The organism is Chryseobacterium ureilyticum, assembly GCF_900156735.1.
Lineage (GTDB): Bacteria > Bacteroidota > Bacteroidia > Flavobacteriales > Weeksellaceae > Chryseobacterium > Chryseobacterium ureilyticum.
The window spans coordinates 97,013-114,060 of record NZ_FTOL01000006.1; the positions used below are offsets into that span (position 1 = coordinate 97,013).

The 17,048-nt window shown below is 35.2% G+C and carries 16 protein-coding genes and 11 tRNA genes; all 27 read right to left on the reverse strand.

Features of this window, described 5'->3' with window-relative positions; translation table 11 throughout:
• Positions 1-12 precede the first annotated feature (12 nt).
• Positions 13-561, reverse strand: a complete 549-nt coding sequence (locus tag BW983_RS16405; RefSeq protein ID WP_076552992.1) for a 3'-5' exonuclease — start codon at positions 559-561, stop codon at positions 13-15.
• A gap of 22 nt (positions 562-583) precedes the next feature.
• Positions 584-1,147 carry a metallophosphoesterase family protein gene (locus tag BW983_RS16410; protein ID WP_065396601.1) on the reverse strand — a complete coding sequence of 188 codons (564 nt, stop codon included), beginning with the start codon at positions 1,145-1,147 and terminating at the stop codon, positions 584-586.
• A 118-nt stretch (positions 1,148-1,265) separates the two neighbouring features.
• Positions 1,266-2,207 (reverse strand): MBL fold metallo-hydrolase, encoded by a 942-nt coding sequence (locus BW983_RS16415; protein ID WP_076552993.1) that lies wholly within the window; start codon positions 2,205-2,207, stop codon positions 1,266-1,268.
• A 191-nt stretch (positions 2,208-2,398) separates the two neighbouring features.
• Positions 2,399-2,989, reverse strand: coding sequence for an RNA ligase 1 family protein (locus BW983_RS16420; protein WP_076552994.1), 591 nt, complete (start codon positions 2,987-2,989; stop codon positions 2,399-2,401).
• 54 nt (positions 2,990-3,043) lie between these two features.
• Positions 3,044-4,057, reverse strand: a complete 1,014-nt coding sequence (locus BW983_RS16425; RefSeq protein ID WP_076552995.1) for an RNA ligase, Rnl2 family — start codon at positions 4,055-4,057, stop codon at positions 3,044-3,046.
• Between the two features lie 4 nt (positions 4,058-4,061).
• Positions 4,062-4,439, reverse strand: a complete 378-nt coding sequence (locus BW983_RS16430; protein WP_084184550.1) for a cyclic-phosphate processing receiver domain-containing protein — start codon at positions 4,437-4,439, stop codon at positions 4,062-4,064.
• 21 nt (positions 4,440-4,460) lie between these two features.
• A complete protein-coding gene (locus BW983_RS16435; RefSeq protein ID WP_076552996.1) occupies positions 4,461-5,246 on the reverse strand; it encodes an ATP-grasp domain-containing protein in 786 nt (261 codons plus the stop codon).
• A 26-nt stretch (positions 5,247-5,272) separates the two neighbouring features.
• On the reverse strand, positions 5,273-6,049 hold the full coding sequence (locus tag BW983_RS16440; RefSeq protein WP_076552997.1) for an ATP-grasp domain-containing protein: 777 nt from the start codon (positions 6,047-6,049) through the stop codon (positions 5,273-5,275).
• 113 nt (positions 6,050-6,162) lie between these two features.
• On the reverse strand, positions 6,163-6,648 hold the full coding sequence (locus BW983_RS16445; protein ID WP_065396608.1) for a ribonuclease H-like YkuK family protein: 486 nt from the start codon (positions 6,646-6,648) through the stop codon (positions 6,163-6,165).
• Between the two features lie 62 nt (positions 6,649-6,710).
• Positions 6,711-6,781, reverse strand: a tRNA-Trp gene (locus tag BW983_RS24120).
• An 8-nt stretch (positions 6,782-6,789) separates the two neighbouring features.
• Positions 6,790-6,862, reverse strand: a tRNA-Gln gene (locus BW983_RS16450).
• A gap of 98 nt (positions 6,863-6,960) precedes the next feature.
• A tRNA-Phe gene (locus tag BW983_RS16455) sits at positions 6,961-7,033 on the reverse strand.
• 231 nt (positions 7,034-7,264) lie between these two features.
• Positions 7,265-7,336, reverse strand: a tRNA-Glu gene (locus BW983_RS16460).
• Between the two features lie 234 nt (positions 7,337-7,570).
• Positions 7,571-7,653 (reverse strand) — tRNA-Tyr (locus tag BW983_RS16465).
• A gap of 199 nt (positions 7,654-7,852) precedes the next feature.
• Positions 7,853-7,934, reverse strand: a tRNA-Cys gene (locus BW983_RS24125).
• A gap of 244 nt (positions 7,935-8,178) precedes the next feature.
• Positions 8,179-8,250: transfer RNA gene (locus BW983_RS16470), tRNA-Asn, on the reverse strand.
• A 5-nt stretch (positions 8,251-8,255) separates the two neighbouring features.
• Positions 8,256-8,328: transfer RNA gene (locus tag BW983_RS16475), tRNA-Leu, on the reverse strand.
• A 58-nt stretch (positions 8,329-8,386) separates the two neighbouring features.
• Positions 8,387-8,458 (reverse strand) — tRNA-Pro (locus BW983_RS24130).
• A 68-nt stretch (positions 8,459-8,526) separates the two neighbouring features.
• Positions 8,527-8,600, reverse strand: a tRNA-Lys gene (locus BW983_RS16480).
• A 9-nt stretch (positions 8,601-8,609) separates the two neighbouring features.
• A tRNA-His gene (locus tag BW983_RS16485) sits at positions 8,610-8,682 on the reverse strand.
• A gap of 573 nt (positions 8,683-9,255) precedes the next feature.
• Positions 9,256-9,384, reverse strand: coding sequence for a penicillin-binding protein (locus BW983_RS16490; RefSeq protein ID WP_076552998.1), 129 nt, complete (start codon positions 9,382-9,384; stop codon positions 9,256-9,258).
• A 47-nt stretch (positions 9,385-9,431) separates the two neighbouring features.
• Positions 9,432-10,451, reverse strand: coding sequence for a soluble NSF attachment family protein (locus BW983_RS16495; protein WP_076553133.1), 1,020 nt, complete (start codon positions 10,449-10,451; stop codon positions 9,432-9,434).
• Positions 10,444-12,147, reverse strand: coding sequence for a hypothetical protein (locus BW983_RS16500; protein WP_076552999.1), 1,704 nt, complete (start codon positions 12,145-12,147; stop codon positions 10,444-10,446). Before BW983_RS16500 ends, BW983_RS16495 begins: the two co-directional genes overlap by 8 nt.
• A complete protein-coding gene (locus BW983_RS16505; RefSeq protein WP_076553000.1) occupies positions 12,137-14,515 on the reverse strand; it encodes a hypothetical protein in 2,379 nt (792 codons plus the stop codon). Before BW983_RS16505 ends, BW983_RS16500 begins: the two co-directional genes overlap by 11 nt.
• A complete protein-coding gene (locus tag BW983_RS16510; RefSeq protein ID WP_076553001.1) occupies positions 14,506-15,249 on the reverse strand; it encodes a hypothetical protein in 744 nt (247 codons plus the stop codon). The genes BW983_RS16505 and BW983_RS16510 overlap by 10 nt, the downstream gene beginning before the upstream one ends.
• Positions 15,222-16,355 carry an AAA family ATPase gene (locus BW983_RS16515; RefSeq protein WP_076553002.1) on the reverse strand — a complete coding sequence of 378 codons (1,134 nt, stop codon included), beginning with the start codon at positions 16,353-16,355 and terminating at the stop codon, positions 15,222-15,224. The genes BW983_RS16510 and BW983_RS16515 overlap by 28 nt, the downstream gene beginning before the upstream one ends.
• Positions 16,352-17,002: a hypothetical protein gene (locus BW983_RS16520; protein ID WP_228409029.1), complete on the reverse strand. Its 651-nt coding sequence runs from the start codon at positions 17,000-17,002 to the stop codon at positions 16,352-16,354. The genes BW983_RS16515 and BW983_RS16520 overlap by 4 nt, the downstream gene beginning before the upstream one ends.
• Between the last annotated feature and the right edge of the window lie 46 nt (positions 17,003-17,048).

Sequence of the window (17,048 nt, forward strand, 5' to 3'; positions counted from 1 at the left end):
ACTTCCTTCACATTATGCTTCCAAAATCTTATGTAAAATTTTGGCTGTATTATAAGCATCGTCTGCCCCACTGTGATGATTTCCATCAAAATTCATTTTAAGATGATCCAGAGCTCTCTTCAGCCCTATAGATTTATGAAGCCTGAAATGTCTTTTGAATTCGTACATCACATCAAGATATTCTCCTGAAAAAGGAATTTCTATTCCAAGCCAGTCACACTGTTCGAAAATCTGTTCCCTGTCAAAGTTTCCATATCCAGCCCAGGTAAGAAATTCCGGATTGTATTCATCCTTTATTTTTTCGCAGGCTTCTTCGAAATAGATTCCTTTTTCTTCTATAAGTTGTGGCGTAATCCCAGTTAGTTTTGTACAGAAACTATTAATTTCTGATCTTTCAGGAATTACATAAATGCTTTGTTTCTGGGAAATCGAGTGAGATGTAAGATCCAGCTTACAAATTCCGATTTCTATGATATCTACTTTTTGTCCGATCGGAATCCTGTCGTTTTCCCAACAGGTTGCTTCCAGATCGACAATTATTATTTCGTTTGTAGTTTCCATGGTTATTTTAAAATTTCTAGCCTTAATTTCTAGGAGCAAAAGGCGGCGTCCATTTTTTCTTTTTCATTATCTCTTTCACTTCTTCGTAGGAAATAGGGTAAAAATTATGACAATCTACTCCCACGTCGAAGCTTAGAGCCATTTCATCGTCCGGCAATGTTCCGTGTGAGTGTCCGTATAATTGCCAGACTCCACGGTGTGAGCCGTTCCACGTTCTCATGGAATAATGAAAGAGAATAATTTTCTGTTTTCCATTATTGTTATCCTCTTCCTCTATTTTGAGTTCGTGATAATCTCTGATGGAAGCAAATCGTTTGGGATACGTTAAAGCAGCACCTTCATGATTTCCTTTTATCAAATGAATATTGCCGTTTAACTGATCCAGAATTTCTTTTGTAAAATCTGGTTTACCAAGGCTGAAATCTCCTAAATGGTAGACTGTATCTCCGGGATTTACTTTTTCATTCCACCTTTTGATCAGCTCTTCGTTCATATGTTCGATAGATTCAAAAGGTCTTTCGGAGAATTTTATAATATTTTCATGACCAAAATGATGGTCTGCTGTAAAAAATATATTGGGTTTCATTTTTTTAAATTTTGTTGTTTATTGAACCACCTTGCCAAATCTGAGATTTGAGCCCCCTTCATTGGAGGGGATTATCATGTCTTAAACTTAAATCTTTGTAAAGGGTGGAATCTTATTTTTAATTTCGAAATGCTTTATAAAAAGCTGTTTCAATTTCCTGTTGATCATCTTCAGTATATCTTCTTGAAAAATGAATCGGAACAGCTTGTTTTACCTTACAATCATTCATTATTTTTCCTGACGCAGACGCAAAACTGTGATAATTGATCTTTGCAAATTCCTGATCGGTATCTTTATAGAATGTTTCGATGTAGACCAAATCAGCATTGATAAAAACAGATTTTATCTTTTGATAATTGATTTCATCTACTGCATGATCCATAATAACACCTAACTTATATCCTTCATTTCGGGACAGTAAATGGAATAACTCAGATGCCTTGTACAAGATTCCTTCTATTTCAATTTCTTTGTCTGCATCATTACTTTCAAAGGCTGTTTTCAGTTCACTGATCCATTTTCCTTTCTTAAAATCAGAAGCATTTTCATGGAATGTAACGGTGTCTTTTTCTTTAAATAAATAGGCAATGGAATCTGTTTTGTGATCCAGAATAGCAAAATCTACATTCACATATTCGTCTTCAAAAAGAAAGTTCTGAGTTTTGACCAATTCCAGGTTCCAGTGCGGTGGACGGATTGTATATACATTGATTTCTTCTTTTGAAACAATCTCTCGAATTTCATATTCAATTGCTTTCTCATCTATTAAATTCCAGGTATAGGATTTTAATCTTGCTTCAACCTGATGATGAATATTTTTCGGTCCACAAATCACGACTTTCTCTCCACTTCCGATCTGATGTCTGAAGATCCCATCAAAATTGGCGAAATGGTCAATATGAGTATGACTGATGAATACAGCCGATACCGTTTGTATTTCTTTTACCGTTAATAAACTTGCCTCACCACAGTCACATAAATAATGCTTTCCTGAATTGGCAACTTTGATTAATATACTGATGTCTTCTTTTAAAAGACTTTTTATTTCTGCTTGTAACATTATTTTTTCTTTTTAAACCACCCCGTCAAAAATTCTTTGAATTTTCGCCACCCCTCCAAGGAAGGGGAATTTTCACGTCTTCATCTGAAATATTTGTAAACATTATAGCTATTCAATAAATCTCTAAGGTTTGTGGTTGTGTTTATACATAAAAAGTTCCGGTAAAAAATTACCGAAACTCAATCTTTATTTTAAACAATAAGCTCTTTTATTGCTTTTCTACGTACACCAAAATCAGATTTCCTGATCTTACACATACGATTATCTGCTAGATGATGAAAAACAATACCTTCCATATTATTCTCAGGATTACTCAGAAAGTTTTTGATACATTCAAAATCCAAACTTTCTAAACTAAGAATATTATTTCCATGTTTTACTAATAAATGACCTTTAATATTTTCAGGATTTCCTTGTACTTTCTCACCAATAAGTTCGTAAGTACCGTCTTCTACCTTGCCTGATTCAGCCAACGCATTGAAACCTTCCCAGAAGTATTGATCATCTTTTTTCTCTATGCTACACTCTACCCAATGCGGATGATGACCCGTAATAAGATCTGCTTCCTGACATGGAATTGCACCTTCAGGAGCTGTTTTACCTTTTTTGGCATCGTATCTTTTGTATAATTTACCATTGATCACTGCACATGCAGAACCATCAAACTTTTGCGTAGCAATAGCTGTTCCATCAAAAACCCAATTGTTTTCAGGATTAATTTCGTTAATAACTCTTCCTAAATTATTTATATCTTTTTTGAATAATGTACTTATCTTTTTCATTTTTAATCTGTTTTAACAGCAAAAGTTTTTTAGTTCATCAGCATCACTCCCAAACTACACTTTTGCTGAAATCAACTCTTCTTTTATAAAATCAATTACTAAAGAATTCAACTTTTTGTTGATCCTTTTCTGTTCTTCTTTTTCTATCGTCGTGAAAACTGCCGGAAAATCCTTCTCAAAATCTTCAAGAATATCCTGTGCAAAAAGACCGATTACCTTTCCTATCATTTTAGGTTGGAATTCACCTATTTTGCTCATTACATTATTCAATCTGTTTACAGTGACATATTTCTGAACTTCTTCCCAAATATTTTGAGCCGTTTCACTGAAAAACACCTGTTTTTGGACTGTCTTTTCCTTCTTTTTAACCATTTTGGATTTTTCGATCCATTTTTCATTCTTGTTTTTAAGAATAACTCTCGCACCGTTTCCGAAATATCTGGTTTTCAAAGTTTTGACAATGGTTCCTTCACACATATTATTCAATTCCGGGAATCCTAACCATGTCGGAATTTTGGAATTGAAAACATTCGGGAATCTTAAAGCTTCGTCTAAGGTTCCTTCAAAAAGGGTTTTAGCATAGAAAAATCCGGTTTCCTCAAAAATCTGATTGATAATATCGGTATCCAGGTAAGTCACTCCATTCAACTTAATGTCAAATGCATAAAATTCGTTGTAAGGAGCATATTCAATACCTTTCTGCACTTTCACCGCATCTTTTACCGGTTCTACATCCTTATGATTGTAGCCACCACCGAACAATTCGCCGTAGATCACTACAGTTTCAACATTCGGGTATTTTGTTTTCACTTTTTGGAACAAATTAATTACATTTTTTCTATACTGTTCCAAAATCTGATGTGCATTGAAGAACTTTTCATCTTTTTCAATGAAAGCGGTTCTTTTTCCGATCTTAATCTCCTTTCCGTCGGTAAAGAAAGAGAAATTAGCACCATGAACCTTTTCCTGCACAATGAAAACCTCATCCCCAAAACCCTGTAGTCTGATCTGATCGATCACGCGGGTCTGGTAAGCATTTTCTATAGAGTTATATGTTTTGAAAATCATTTTTTTAATTTTTAATTGTTTTAAAATTCTTTAAAAGAACTTCAATATTCTTCTTTCCCACAGGGTTCATGGAGTGGCAATAAAATTTTGGCAGGCTTAAATGGTTGTCCATACAATATTCTATAAGCCATTTTGCACAATCGTAGCCTGTTTTTTCTACAAAGTCTTCTGTATCCGGTTTGAGATAATGCACATCTGCAAGGTCGTGATCAAAAGAAATCATTTCCGGAAGTACTTTTTCCAAAATCCTGTTAATAAACTGATTGTAATTTCTTACAATATGCCAGTCTTTTCTGAGGAAAATGTCCTGTTTTGTGTAATGATAAGCCTCTATCGGATATCTTACATCATCCAGAAACAGTAATCTTTTTGTCGTTTCCATTGCATTATTTTTTAACTTTATTTAATCATCATTAATCCAATCTGCAACTGTTTTCAGAAAATGTAATCTTACTTCTTCAAACCTTGTAATATTGGGTATATGATTAATTTCCAGTAAGTGTTTATGACCGTTTTTCTGAACGATATAATCATTTGCTATAACATCCATTCCTATTTTATCTTTTAATAATAAGGTATCCTGTAAAAGTTCCGCATCAATTTCCATGAATTGGGCATTATCGGGATGTATTGATTTCAACCATGTTTCTCCTTCAAGCTTTATCTGCCAGGATTTTCCACCAATATTTAAAATTCTTACTGCATGACCTTCAAAGTAAGGTTCAAGCACACTGTTTTCAGTACTTTCCCAGCTTCCTGTAAACTTATGTTTGTTTTCTCCACAATGCCAGTTTCCCCATTTTGCAACCAACTCAGTATCTGTATTGATGTAAGCTCCTTTAGAGATAAATCCTCTTTGAGAATTAAACTTTGAACACTTCATTGCTTTGGCTAGACAAGGAATTTTCAATCGGCATTCCAGCATACCATAAGCGTTTGGAAAACATGGACCATTCCAGAGTGCCAATCCTGAGATAAAATCCAGATCTTCTTCAAAAATCCCATGATAAACGACTTTATCTACCGGAAGCATTCCTACTCCCTGAGCTTTTTCAACATATAATGTTCCATCCACTACCTTTATCATCGGAATGGACTGATGCCAGATCATAAGACCATCATAATGTTGTCGTATATATTCGTATTCCTGTTCGTGTAAACCGATAACGGCTATTCTATTATGAGTCATGTTTTTAGTTTTTATATGTATTATTCTTAATTTGAAAAGTAAATATTCAATGCTTTGAAAATACTTTTCACGTTGGTATTTGGATAAAATCCTGAACTGTTGATACAGTTTATTTCCACGATCTTCCAACCTTCATCTGTTAAACAAATATCCATTACAAAGGCTATTTCAAGATTAAAAAACTGAATCATTTCATTAGCGAAATCTAATCCCTCCCGAGAAACATTCTCTTCGAAAGGAGCATTTTCATGAAGTCGATAATAACCGCTATCAACAATTTGTCCACCCACGATCCATAGTCTTGCTTCTTTGATGGTTCGCTTTGCTTCAGACACCTGAATTAAAGAATCTGCTGTAATTCTGTTGGTTTGATTTTCCAATCTTTCAAAAACGAAATCTTTCCATTCAGTTTCTGTAAAAACTCTTCCTGTAAAGATTTTCGCTTCGTTGTAAGGTTTGATGAATTTTTCTTCACCTTTTTTCCAGGTTATTTCATCTGAAATTTTATGAACGGAAACTTTATGGTTTAAAAGATTCGTCCCATAATGCTGAGAATACACCTCGTATAAATGATTTCCTCCATAAAAAGATCCTGGATACCAATCTGAATTTTGCTTTGCCAGTCTTGCTATCGTCACAGAACCATAAACGAAAACATCTTTTCGGTCTGTTTTAAAGTCGAATTGATCTGCCGTTGGAGAAATATTAATTACACCGTACTCAATATTTAATTCTTCCAGCGCATCAAAAACTTTGTAATGATCCGGATCTGAATATATATTAGACTGAATTAGAAAATACATGATTATTAGTTTTTAATTTTTATTTTTAGGATGGAACTTGAAAAATGAAAGTAAAAAGTTAATCTCATATCGTTAAAACTTCCAGCTTTTTTCCTCCGAGTTCCAGCCTTATATTATACCATCATATCTGCACAATTGGAGCTTGCGAAGGCAAAAGGTTTTGCTTTAAACACATATCCCATTCCCAGAATATATCCCATTGCATCTTTTAATGCTACATTGGATTTAAAATCAGGATCGGTATTAATGTCTGCGTGTACCTCCATTTCTACTCCATAAGTATCCAATACAGAACAGATCGCATATGCAATTTCAACGGATTTGTTGACTTCATTCAGCATTCTCTCTTTGATACTGATTGTCTGTATTTCTCTTTCTTTTCTGATAAAGGTAAACGCTCCTTTTCCTTCACGAATAAATACTACTGCCGTAGCGTAATTAATAGCTTCTCCGTATACATGAGAGTCTGATCCCACACATACTTTCAGACGATGTCCATCTGCCTGTTCGCGAATGATGGCTTTTTCTACCAGCTGTGTGATAGAGTCCTGGAAAATTTTCCCATTCATATTCTGCCATGTTTGTTGTTGCGTTTCCATTTTTTCTACATACTTTATTTATAATTGATAAATGATTGTTGATAATTAATTATTCGTTTTTGCACTCTGAACTGGACTCGAACCAATACCATCAGTTTTGGAGACTGAGATGCTGCCATTACAATATCAGAGTAAAAGTTGTTAATTCATTAGGACTCGAACCTAAACTCCAAGAATCAAAATCTTGTGTGCTGACCAATTACACTATGAATCAGATTAATTCATGAGTAATAAGTAATTGATAATGGGCTATGTTTAAAAACAGTCAAGTATCAAAGATGACTCATTATATTACTTATCGTTCATGTTTTGTGGAACAGACAGGAATTGAACCTGTACCTTTAGTTTTTCAGACTAACGTGCAGACCTACTACACCACTCTTCCTTGTTTTATAAGTAATGAGTAATTGATGATAACTACTTTCCTATTATTAATTACTTATTGTTCATTTAAAAAAGTAAAAGGCTGTCTATTTTTATTGATTAAAGATCTTCTGCTCTTGACAAACCTTTTTTCTTTTCTTCATTTGTGTGAATGGTAACTGGTCAAATTATTTACAATTTGAATTTTCATGGTTTTAGATTAATTCTTTATTGACCAGTTATTCACATCCAGTACTCTATAAGGGAATCGAACCCTTGTTTTCTGCTCGAAAGGCAGGCGTCCTGACCGTTAGACGAATAGAGCTAATTTTATATTTATCCTTCATTACTGATTGCCCATTATTCATGATAAAAAAGAATAAGCCTGTCTTTAAATTTGCTTAACTATAAAGAACTTCTGCGCTTGACAAGCTTTTCTTTAGAAAATTATATTGAGCATTTTATATTTTTCTATTTTTGACCAACTGACTAGGAATCGAACCTAAACAACAAGAGTACAGTTCCTGCATGCTGCCATTACATTATCAGTGGTTTGTAGTGGAAGTAGTAGGATTCGAACCTACTCAGCTATAAGCAACAGATTTACAGTCTGCCCCGACTCTCCAACTTCGGCGTACTTCCGGATTTTTAAGAGTAATGAATAATTTATCATTCATTACTTTTTGCTCATTACTTATAAAAAGAAAAAGCCTGTCTGTATTTTGTGTTTTGGCTTAAAGATCTTCTGCGCTCGACAGACATTTTCTTTTATTAATAAAGGATATTCTTTGTTATAGGTGATAAAGGATAAAGCATTCCCTATATTCACTTATAATTTTTGAGATGGTTATGGGATTCAAACCCACTCAGCTTATGCAACGGTTTTGCAGACCGCCCCGACTCTTCCACTTCGGCGAACCATCATTTTTATGATTATTTGTTTTCATTAAAAAATAAAGTCTGTCTATATTTTTGTTTGATATAAGAACTTCTGCGCCCGACAGACTTTATTTTTACCTAAAATTGTATTAATCATGTTTTTCTTAACTCCTCATTGTTTGTTATTTAAAAAGAAAAGTTTGCCTGTATTTTAGTGTTTGGTGTAAAGATCTTCTGCTCTTGACAAACTTTTACTTTTCTACTGAAACAATTAACATTGAGTTACTGCGATTCCGGAAAGATTCGAACTTTCAACTTCTGGTTTAACAGGCCAGCGCTCTACCATTGAGCTACAAAATCTTTTGTACGGGAAGAGGGATTCGAACCCTCAACGCCTTGATCCTAAATCAAGTGTGTCTACCATTCCACCATTCCCGCGGATTTTTTATGAGTGATGATCCATGTTTCCAATGATTACTCATTACTTATCATTTCGTCTGGAAAGCAAGATTCGAACTTGCGACCTCCCGCGTCCAAGACGGGTAAACAACCACCGTTATCTTTCCAGCTTTTGGGTTCACTTCTTTTTCTTTTCCGGGAGACAGCCGGATTGGAAATTTTTCGTGAACCGCTTTGTAACCCCAGAAAGATTTGAACTTTCAACCCCCGGTTTAAAAGACCGATGCTCTACCCTATTGAGCTATGAGATTTTATATTTTGGGTATCTTCGGGAATCGAACCCTGTTCTCCGGTTCCACAGACCGGCACTTTACCAAATAAGCTAAAGAAACCATAAAAAAAAGCGCCTCTTTTTGGGAGGCGCTCGTTTATATTTTTACGTAAAAGATCATTAGCTGACCCACGTATATAAGCACCTTTTATCCACAATTTCACTACCATAAACACACACCATACCTGTCGGCTCCTGTCCGAATATTACTGATGGTTGATTGAGTATGTTATGTAATTGTTTCATTTTATTTTTGTTTTGTTTTTAAATTATTTTTTATTGAATCCTGAAAACCTGTTGCTTTCAATTTTCGGTTGCAAAGTAAATATGAATTTTTGAAACCCGCAAATAAATTTTTAAATCAAATCATTGAAAATCAAATAGTTAAACACAAAATAAAGAGTAAGGGATTTCTGTCCGCAATATTTTGCAGATATCTTAATTACCTAAATGACTGTCTCTCATTGGGTTGTCTATCACTCTATTTTATTGTATTAAAGTTGCATTGTTAATTAAAAATTTTTCATGTTTATGGTTATTTTTTTTTCATTCTAAATAATTTCTGACCTAAAAAACAAAAAACGCCTCGATTTTTCGAGACGTTTCTGTTGTATTTTGAGTAATTTTTTACGAGTTTACAGTAAATAATTTCCAAAGTCAGCACATTTCGCCTCATTCCATATCATCCCATCATACGCGAACAATCCTTTTGTAGAAGGGCTTTCGCATAGTATTGCATTGATATGTGCTCTTTGTATTGTCATAATTTTCTGGTGCAAAGATATGAAATTCTGGTATGATGTATCAATGTTTAGTGATTAAACATCCTGTTTCTACTTGTTTTAAACCTTGAAATATCCTTTAGAATTGTATCATCATCGGGATTAAAATATTTAAGTTCATTCACAATTTCTGAGCGGGTCCCTATTTTTTCCGCAATGATTTCGTAGGCAATATTTCTTGTTATTGATTCCAGTTTCGGATCTTTTTTAAATTCGTGTTTCATTGCATCCAGATAGATGATCTTTTTGTGAGCAGGAGTTGTTCCGTAGAGTTCCTGTATTTCTGATTGCAGTTTTTGAATGTCAAAAATATTAGCAAAGTAGTTATTCAGACAATTGAATGTATCTTTATCTTCTTCCCATCCTTTTAACAGTATTTTTTGTGCAGCTTCTGGGTTTTCCATTTTCTTCCGATAAATCAAAGAAGCTTTCACCATCTGATTGTTCGAAATATAATCATCGGTCACCATCTGGTAATAAGTGTGAGCATTTTTAAGATCATTGATTTCTCTGTAAAGATCACCCACCTTTTCTTTCTGCTCCATTTCTTTGTAAAGGTCTATTGCTTTTTTATATTGCTTTGCTTTTTCGTAACAGTTTGCGGCATCGGATTTATTTTTAAGTTTCTTAAGATATACTGCTGCGGCTTCATTGTAGAACCCTCCATCTTCTAATGTCTTTGCTCCTCTGTAATTGTCCTGAAGCAGATTCATATAAACTTTTGCGGCTTTTTTATAATCATTTTCGGCGATATATTTTTCAGCGAGTTCTTCATATTTGCTTCTGATTCGGTCAAATAGTGAATTTTCTAAGTAAAAATTTCCACCGCCTGCTCCTTTTCGCCGTGTATTTCTTTCGTTTTGTTCTTTGTCTTTTAAAGAAGCAATGACCATCAGGATGATAAAGGCAACGATCAGGAAAATAATCAGGGTTCCGACAACACTCCAGAAACTTTCATGAAAAAGCTGCGCAACGATTCCAATGATCTTAAACATCGCCAGCAACACAAAGGCTGCCATAAATTTGTCTATAAATTTCTGCTTATTCATCATCATCGGAGTTTAAAATGGTTTTATCATCTCTGAACAAACGGTAAAGAAGCAATATAACACCTATTGCCAATATCCATACGAACCAATTGTAACCAAACATTTTTACCAACGGATAAAACAGGTATACCAACATTGCTACAAGGATAATGATCAGAATAAATTTCACCCAGGTCGGTACGTTGTCTCCACCTACATTTAAAGATTTATTTTTAAACAGAAAAGAATACAATCCTACTCCCGCAATCATAAGAATCACCATATAGAGGATATCTGAAACGGGTGTTTCTTTTTTCAGTTCATTTCCACCGGAGTCAACACCTTTCACTTTTGAATCTTTTATGGTGGAAGGCGGAGGAACTCTATCAAGCATATCGATGGTTCCATACAGTTTTCCCAAGGAGTCTTCCATCAATACCTGCCTTTTCTTTAGGAGATATTTTACAACATCACCATTTACCGGTTTTCCTTTGGTATATTGTTTCAGGGAATCTGAAATTTTACGTTTTAGGGGTTCAGTTCTTTCTTTAACTTGCTTTGTTATTTTCTTGGTATAAATGGTTTTAAGGGAATCTCGGCTGTGCTGTTCATTTTTATTAAGCTTTTGGATATCATGACTTATTTCTCCAACGTCTCTGCCTCCTTTCTTTTTATATTCTTCTTTTGCTTTTTGGGTTTGTCCTTCCAATAATCCGGCATTGAGAAGTTCATTGGACAATCCTTTTCTTTTGCCATGATACATGGAATCAATCTTCATATCTATTTCAGAGACTCCTGACTGAAAAGCAATCATATCTGAAGGCGCTTTCACCTCATCTGTCACAATTTTACCTGATGAAACAATGTTTTCTTCCTGCTCAGTTTTATTTTTATCTGATGGTAAAGCGATTTTCAGGACAATAGCAATCACAATAACCGTCCAGAATGCTCTACGGAAATTTCGGGTTCCTTTACTTTCAGGGGTATCGTTTGAACCTCCTCCGAATAGTCCTTCAAGCCAGGTAAACTTCCCGAAGCCATCACCTCTGGATGTTCCCATGATGTCTAAAGGAACTCCCAGCTCTATTGCTCTTTCAGGATACTTTTCAATGTATTTTAGATACTTTTCAATTTCTTTTTTGTTTCCAGCCATTACCTTTTTCAGATCAAACGGCAAGTTATTCATCCATTCTTCTTCGGTTTGTGGCTTTTGTAGCGCTTCCAGAACTTTATCATCATCCATTTCTACTGTGTAGCTTTCTATGAACTGAGGAATTTTTACGCCATTCAAAGGTTTTCTGACTGTTTTATCTATCTTTTCTGGTTCCTGAATCAAGTCTAGCCAGTCAATCTGCTCAGATAATTTCACAATACCAAACTCAGGATGCATAATGAGAAATTCTGCATCCACAGTTTTCCAGTCCTCCGGATTAATTTTGGGATAAAACGTCGTATTTTCAGGGATGAAAAGTTTATTGTCTATAGATTGGAAGTAAGCGTTTTTCCCGATTTCCTGAGGAGTAAGGTCATTAAATATCAGAAAGCATCCGTACAATACATTGGGAATGTCTGCCGGAACTGCATAGAATTTCATTCCTTGAAGATCTATCCCAAGTGTTTCCATTTCCTGAAGCCATATGACAGGCGAGGAACCTTTGATCAAAAGTCCTTTTCGGGGATAATTATTTTTCGGAAAAGGTTTTATTCTAAGCTCCATAATCCAAGATCTGTTCTATAAATACTTTTAAAAATCGATCACACATTTCATCCATTGTCTTTACTTTCAACAGGGCATGTTCCGGAAGATAATACTCTGATCCTCCAAACTCGGTATATGTTGCCAGAGATAGGAATCCATTGGCTGCGGAAGGAATAAAAAATTCTTCAATGCTTTTATTACTGCTTCTGAAAGTCAGCATTCCGCGGGAGTCAGCAATAATCTCACTTCCGTCCGGAAAGGTAAATTTATTCTTGTTCTGTTCTGCAAAAACCTTTATCTCATATCTGTTTTTGGAGAAGTTTAATGTATTTTCAGAAGCGCTGTATAATTGGTGACCTGAAATGACAAGATCTCCATATACATTGATTCCAACTCTATTAAAGTTGTTGATTATTTTCAGCCCGCTTTGTTTCAGCTTTGCGGCTTCTGTTCCTGCTTTTATGGTATTTTTATCAATCTCTTTGTCTTTACCGGAAATGGTTTCTAAAGAGATGTTTCCTTCTATATTTATTTTGTACAATAAAGGGTTGGCAAACTCATGAAGATAAAAGTTTTTCCCGAAGTAGATCAGTTCGTAAGTCTTCGGAATATTCAGCCCGGTAACGTTCTGTTCTGAGTATTCTTTTGTATTTAAATTCAGTTTGGAAACTAATTTTTTATTCGGCTGATACTGACATAGAATAAAATGTTGCTGCTTATTTTTGGCAAGAGCGAATTTTCCGGAAGATTTTACTGAAATGTCTTCTATCAGAACTTCACATCCATGATAGGTTTTGTAGTAATCGTACGAGTGTTTGTCGTAGTAATTATCGGAAAGATAAGTTTTCAACAGTTGCTTTTTCGAACTCAGAATAAAAAATTCTCCCTCGTATAAAAACTGTGTAATTTTATTAGTCGGTGTAGGAAATAAAATAGGATAGTTCAGAGGAAGGTCTGTTTTCTTTCCATTTAAATTAATTGTTGCCGTTTTTTGCCTTGGCGGGTTTGCCCATAATTCCTGAAGGGGAAGTTTTATTTTCTGAATATGTTTTCTTGCTCCCTGATGATGTTTGTAAAAATTGATTTCTCCGTCTGAAGTGGTTGTTACAAGAAATTTCAATCGATCTCTGTTCTGATGAATGACTTTCTGTACTTTTTCATCGGTAACATTATCCTGATGGGTAATAAAGAAAACTTCAATATCTTTTTGTGTGTTCTCTTCGTTAAAAAACTTTTCTAAAGCCTCTGAAACTTCCAGAACCGGGCTGACATGATTTAGGCTCTCAATTACTTCTCCAACTTTATTCAGGGAAATTGGCAATCCGGTTTGTCCCAATGCAAAAACCTTACATTCGGAATGAGCTTTCGGGTGTTTGATAACGGCAATAGCTGATGCAAATGCTAATACCTTTGGTGTTCCCCAGTTTCTCAGGGAAGTATCAATCAGGATAATTCTTTCAAAAATATTCTCTTCAGGAGGTATTTCTCTTTGAATGTATAATGCTTCATTATTGGCAACACGATTCATAAATACCTCATCTTCATTGGCAAATTCGGATAAAAGCATTCTGTGAAAATCTCCTTTATTGGTCATATCTGAAATTCCTCCAATCGGTTGTTCTCCCGGTGACAGATGCCGCATCGGAATTCTGAGTCCGCTCCAGATTCTTTTGATAAGACTTCCAACCTGAAATGTTTTGGGTTCTTCGATCAGTTCTTTAATAAAGTCTTTATTTGTCTTTGCTGTTGTTTCTTCCTGAGCAATTTCATCATTCAATTCCGGTTCATCCACTAATCCTTTCATTGCATCTATGATGGATTGTGTGGTTGGAAACCTTTCGTTGAGGTCCAGAGCAGACAGATCTTTATTCAGTACTGATGGTCCTGCGTGTTGTTTTTCGGTGCTCGCAGCCAGTTCTTGTGGTCTTTTATAATAGATTCTTAAAGTGGCTTCGGCATTCGAGGCTGATATTCTGTTGTGGCTGTCTTTAAATAAGGTCTGTAAGAGAATAATTATATTCTGCTTTTGTTTATAAACTCGTGGAAGTGTTTTTATTTTTTCAAGGAATTCGATTTCTCTTTCTGCATTAAACTCAAAGTTTCCGGTACTGTAAAATTCTGCAGTTTTTCTTAAAGGACCTGCAAAATCTGTATATCCATCCTGCATGGCATACAAAACCATCAGCAAAGCCCCAAACGGTGCCCATCCTATTGGCTGAAGTTCTTTTAAAACCTCCATGATATAAGGTCTGTACGCAATCGCTCCCACTCCCGGTACCGAGATGAGGTTATTGTCATTATATCCGGAATCACCGGGAATATCTTCGTCCGTTTTCCATTCCCAGAAATAATTTTCGTAGGATTGGAAATATGCCTTTAATTCCATTCTCTTGATTTTTCAGTAAGACGGAACGAGCTTACGGACAATGGTCGAAAATCTGTTTTTCTGATTGAAAGATAATTTCCATTCTCATCCCATAAAAGCCATCCATCAGACTCTTTATTATATTTCTGTTGTAAGAAAATGCTTAAATTTTTAAATTCAAAATCAAACCCTGAAGGCAAAAGATGTCCGTCTTTAGCCCAATATGTTTTGCCAGGCAGACTTAATAATGGTGTCCCCATGAAAAAAGCATGATCACCTATTAAGGTCCATTCTATTTTTTCCAGCCTGAATTTCGGTAGTTCAGCAATAATGTCTTTGATCTCATTCATATTACATAACAATGCTATTACCGGATGCTCTTCATTACTTTCTTTTAGCCTGAACGTTACCTTTTCATTGATTCCAAAGTAATTATTGTTGAAAGCCGGAAAAGTAAGCTTTAATGCTTTATCAATCGGGGTCCAAAGTAATCCTGTTCTTACTTTTTTGCTGGGCACCAAGGCTTCTTTTTTAAACAAAAGACCATCACGTAGCTCATACAGCAAAAAGTTGGGTAACTGATGAATCTCCGAAGCTTGTGATTGTTCTTCGGTAAAGCCTTTGAGCCAGATTGTTTCATCATCCGCTGCAATCTGAATATTCTTCCAGTCTCTGATAGATCCCAGAAAATCTTTATCAATTCGGGGAAGTTCTGCCCAGAATTCTTTTATATCGTTTGAAGAATTTTCTGCCATAAGCTTTCAATTTCCTGCTGAATGTATTGTTTCTGTTCAGGGTTTCGTATCCAGTCGCAACGGGTTTGCAGGTATCTTAATTTATCTTTGATCACATTTTGTTCTTCAAAGCTCAGCATTCCCTGGTTCCATTTATCCACAAGGATTTTTACATCCTTCATGACGTCTTCCGGATTAGGCGTTTTGTTTTGCATTGCCTGTGGATGGGAATTTGGATGATCATCTTTTTCAATAGTTCTGTTGATAATTCCTTCCAGAATTTCTATCTGTTCTTCAGTGTCCCAGATATGTTTTAACACCCAAAGGTCTGAAAGTACGGCTTCTTTTCTTCCACAAATCAGCGCACTAGCAGCAATTAAATTCTGGAGTTTCACAGCTCTACGGTCAGAAATGGCAATTCCTGTATTTCTAAGACTCATAATAGTATTCAGATAGACTTCGTAGATAGGTCTTAAATCCACCACTTTACATAGATTCTGAAGTTCTCTGATCTCATCTGCATGAATTTCAGGAATATCTGTTTCTTCTTCGTTTTCTAATTTTCTTCCGGCTAAAAGAACCTGTTGTAATAGTTCGGGATTTACATAATCTACATTGATTCTCACCAAAAAACGATCGAATAATGCATTCAAAGCTTCATCTTCAGGAAGGACGTTACTTGCACCGACAAACATCAAAGCTGGTAAATGTTTGGTTTCTTTTCCTCTTTTAAAGATTTTTTCGTTGAGTGCCATCAGCAATGAGTTCAGGATCGCGGAATTAGCATTGAAAATCTCATCCAGGAAAACCATGGAGGCTTCAGGCATCATTCCTTCGGTATTGGTCAACAGTTCTCCTTCTTTTAATTTTCTAATATCAAAAGGACCAAAGATTTCATTGGGTTCTGTAAAACGGGTCAACAGGTATTCAAAGTTCTTTCCGTCTTTTACAGTTTTCGCCAGAGTTCTTACAATGGCTGATTTTGCGGTTCCCGGAGGTCCGTACAAAAAGGCGTTCTCTCTTGCCAAAAGACAGATTCCCAACAGGTCCACCACATCATTTTTGCCTACGAAAGTATCTTTTACGTAGTTTAGAACGGTATTGAGTTTATTGATATTCTGAGTCATTGATTTTCTTCAGTTATTATTTTTAATTCTCTCCAAAATGCATCTTTATGCATTCCAAATTCTGCAATAAGCAGTTTATTGATAAACGGAATTTCCGCCAGTTTGTAATCTCTTTTTTCTACAATCCTTTCCAGATATAATTTCCGGTAAGTTTTTTCTTTAAGTTCTTCTTCCCAATTTACTCTTTTCAGATCAAGATCATATCCAATCCCTGAATAATGAAATTCTGTCAGAATATCTTCAAGCATGGTAATCAAAGTATCCTCAGGATCTACTGAATGTAATGCTGTGATAATGTCTGGTAAAAATCGTAATGATAAGTCTGCTGACAGTATGGATGAAATGTCTCTGATTCCTTTAAATTTTGGAATAAGTTTTTCGAGATTGTTGGCTGTATTCTCTCTTATAAGGTAAAGTTGAGCGCTATGATATAGTACTTTTGCAGCCCAAACAGCAGTTTCCCTGTTACAGGTTAGCCGATCAGATAAGAACTCAAGTCTTTCTTTTTCAAATTCTTCTTCAAAATAGTTTTCTGCTTCCTGCTCTTCTTTGAGGGAAATTTCCTGGATATTCGAAAAAAGGGTAATACATTCTTTCTTTCTCAGCAGAAAGATGGTGTCTAAAAACGGTGACTTGGTTTCCATCATCTAACAAAAATAAAATTATTTCGGTGAGAATAAAATTTTTGAGAGA

Excerpts from the sequence above, each read along its gene's own strand:
- BW983_RS16495 (WP_076553133.1), bottom strand. The coding sequence starts at position 10,451 with ATGAATAAGCAGAAATTTATAGACAAATTTATGGCAGCCTTTGTGTTG.
- BW983_RS16515 (WP_076553002.1), bottom strand. The coding sequence starts at position 16,355 with ATGACTCAGAATATCAATAAACTCAATACCGTTCTAAACTACGTAAAA.
- BW983_RS16430 (WP_084184550.1), bottom strand. The coding sequence starts at position 4,439 with ATGGAAACGACAAAAAGATTACTGTTTCTGGATGATGTAAGATATCCG.
- BW983_RS16445 (WP_065396608.1), bottom strand. The coding sequence starts at position 6,648 with ATGGAAACGCAACAACAAACATGGCAGAATATGAATGGGAAAATTTTC.
- BW983_RS16520 (WP_228409029.1), bottom strand. The coding sequence starts at position 17,002 with ATGATGGAAACCAAGTCACCGTTTTTAGACACCATCTTTCTGCTGAGA.
- BW983_RS16510 (WP_076553001.1), bottom strand. The coding sequence starts at position 15,249 with ATGGCAGAAAATTCTTCAAACGATATAAAAGAATTCTGGGCAGAACTT.
- BW983_RS16500 (WP_076552999.1), bottom strand. The coding sequence starts at position 12,147 with ATGGAGCTTAGAATAAAACCTTTTCCGAAAAATAATTATCCCCGAAAA.
- BW983_RS16505 (WP_076553000.1), bottom strand. The coding sequence starts at position 14,515 with ATGGAATTAAAGGCATATTTCCAATCCTACGAAAATTATTTCTGGGAA.
- BW983_RS16440 (WP_076552997.1), bottom strand. The coding sequence starts at position 6,049 with ATGTATTTTCTAATTCAGTCTAATATATATTCAGATCCGGATCATTAC.
- BW983_RS16410 (WP_065396601.1), bottom strand. The coding sequence starts at position 1,147 with ATGAAACCCAATATATTTTTTACAGCAGACCATCATTTTGGTCATGAA.
- BW983_RS16420 (WP_076552994.1), bottom strand. The coding sequence starts at position 2,989 with ATGAAAAAGATAAGTACATTATTCAAAAAAGATATAAATAATTTAGGA.
- BW983_RS16490 (WP_076552998.1), bottom strand. The coding sequence starts at position 9,384 with ATGACAATACAAAGAGCACATATCAATGCAATACTATGCGAAAGCCCT.
- BW983_RS16405 (WP_076552992.1), bottom strand. The coding sequence starts at position 561 with ATGGAAACTACAAACGAAATAATAATTGTCGATCTGGAAGCAACCTGT.
- BW983_RS16415 (WP_076552993.1), bottom strand. The coding sequence starts at position 2,207 with ATGTTACAAGCAGAAATAAAAAGTCTTTTAAAAGAAGACATCAGTATA.
- BW983_RS16435 (WP_076552996.1), bottom strand. The coding sequence starts at position 5,246 with ATGACTCATAATAGAATAGCCGTTATCGGTTTACACGAACAGGAATAC.
- BW983_RS16425 (WP_076552995.1), bottom strand. The coding sequence starts at position 4,057 with ATGATTTTCAAAACATATAACTCTATAGAAAATGCTTACCAGACCCGC.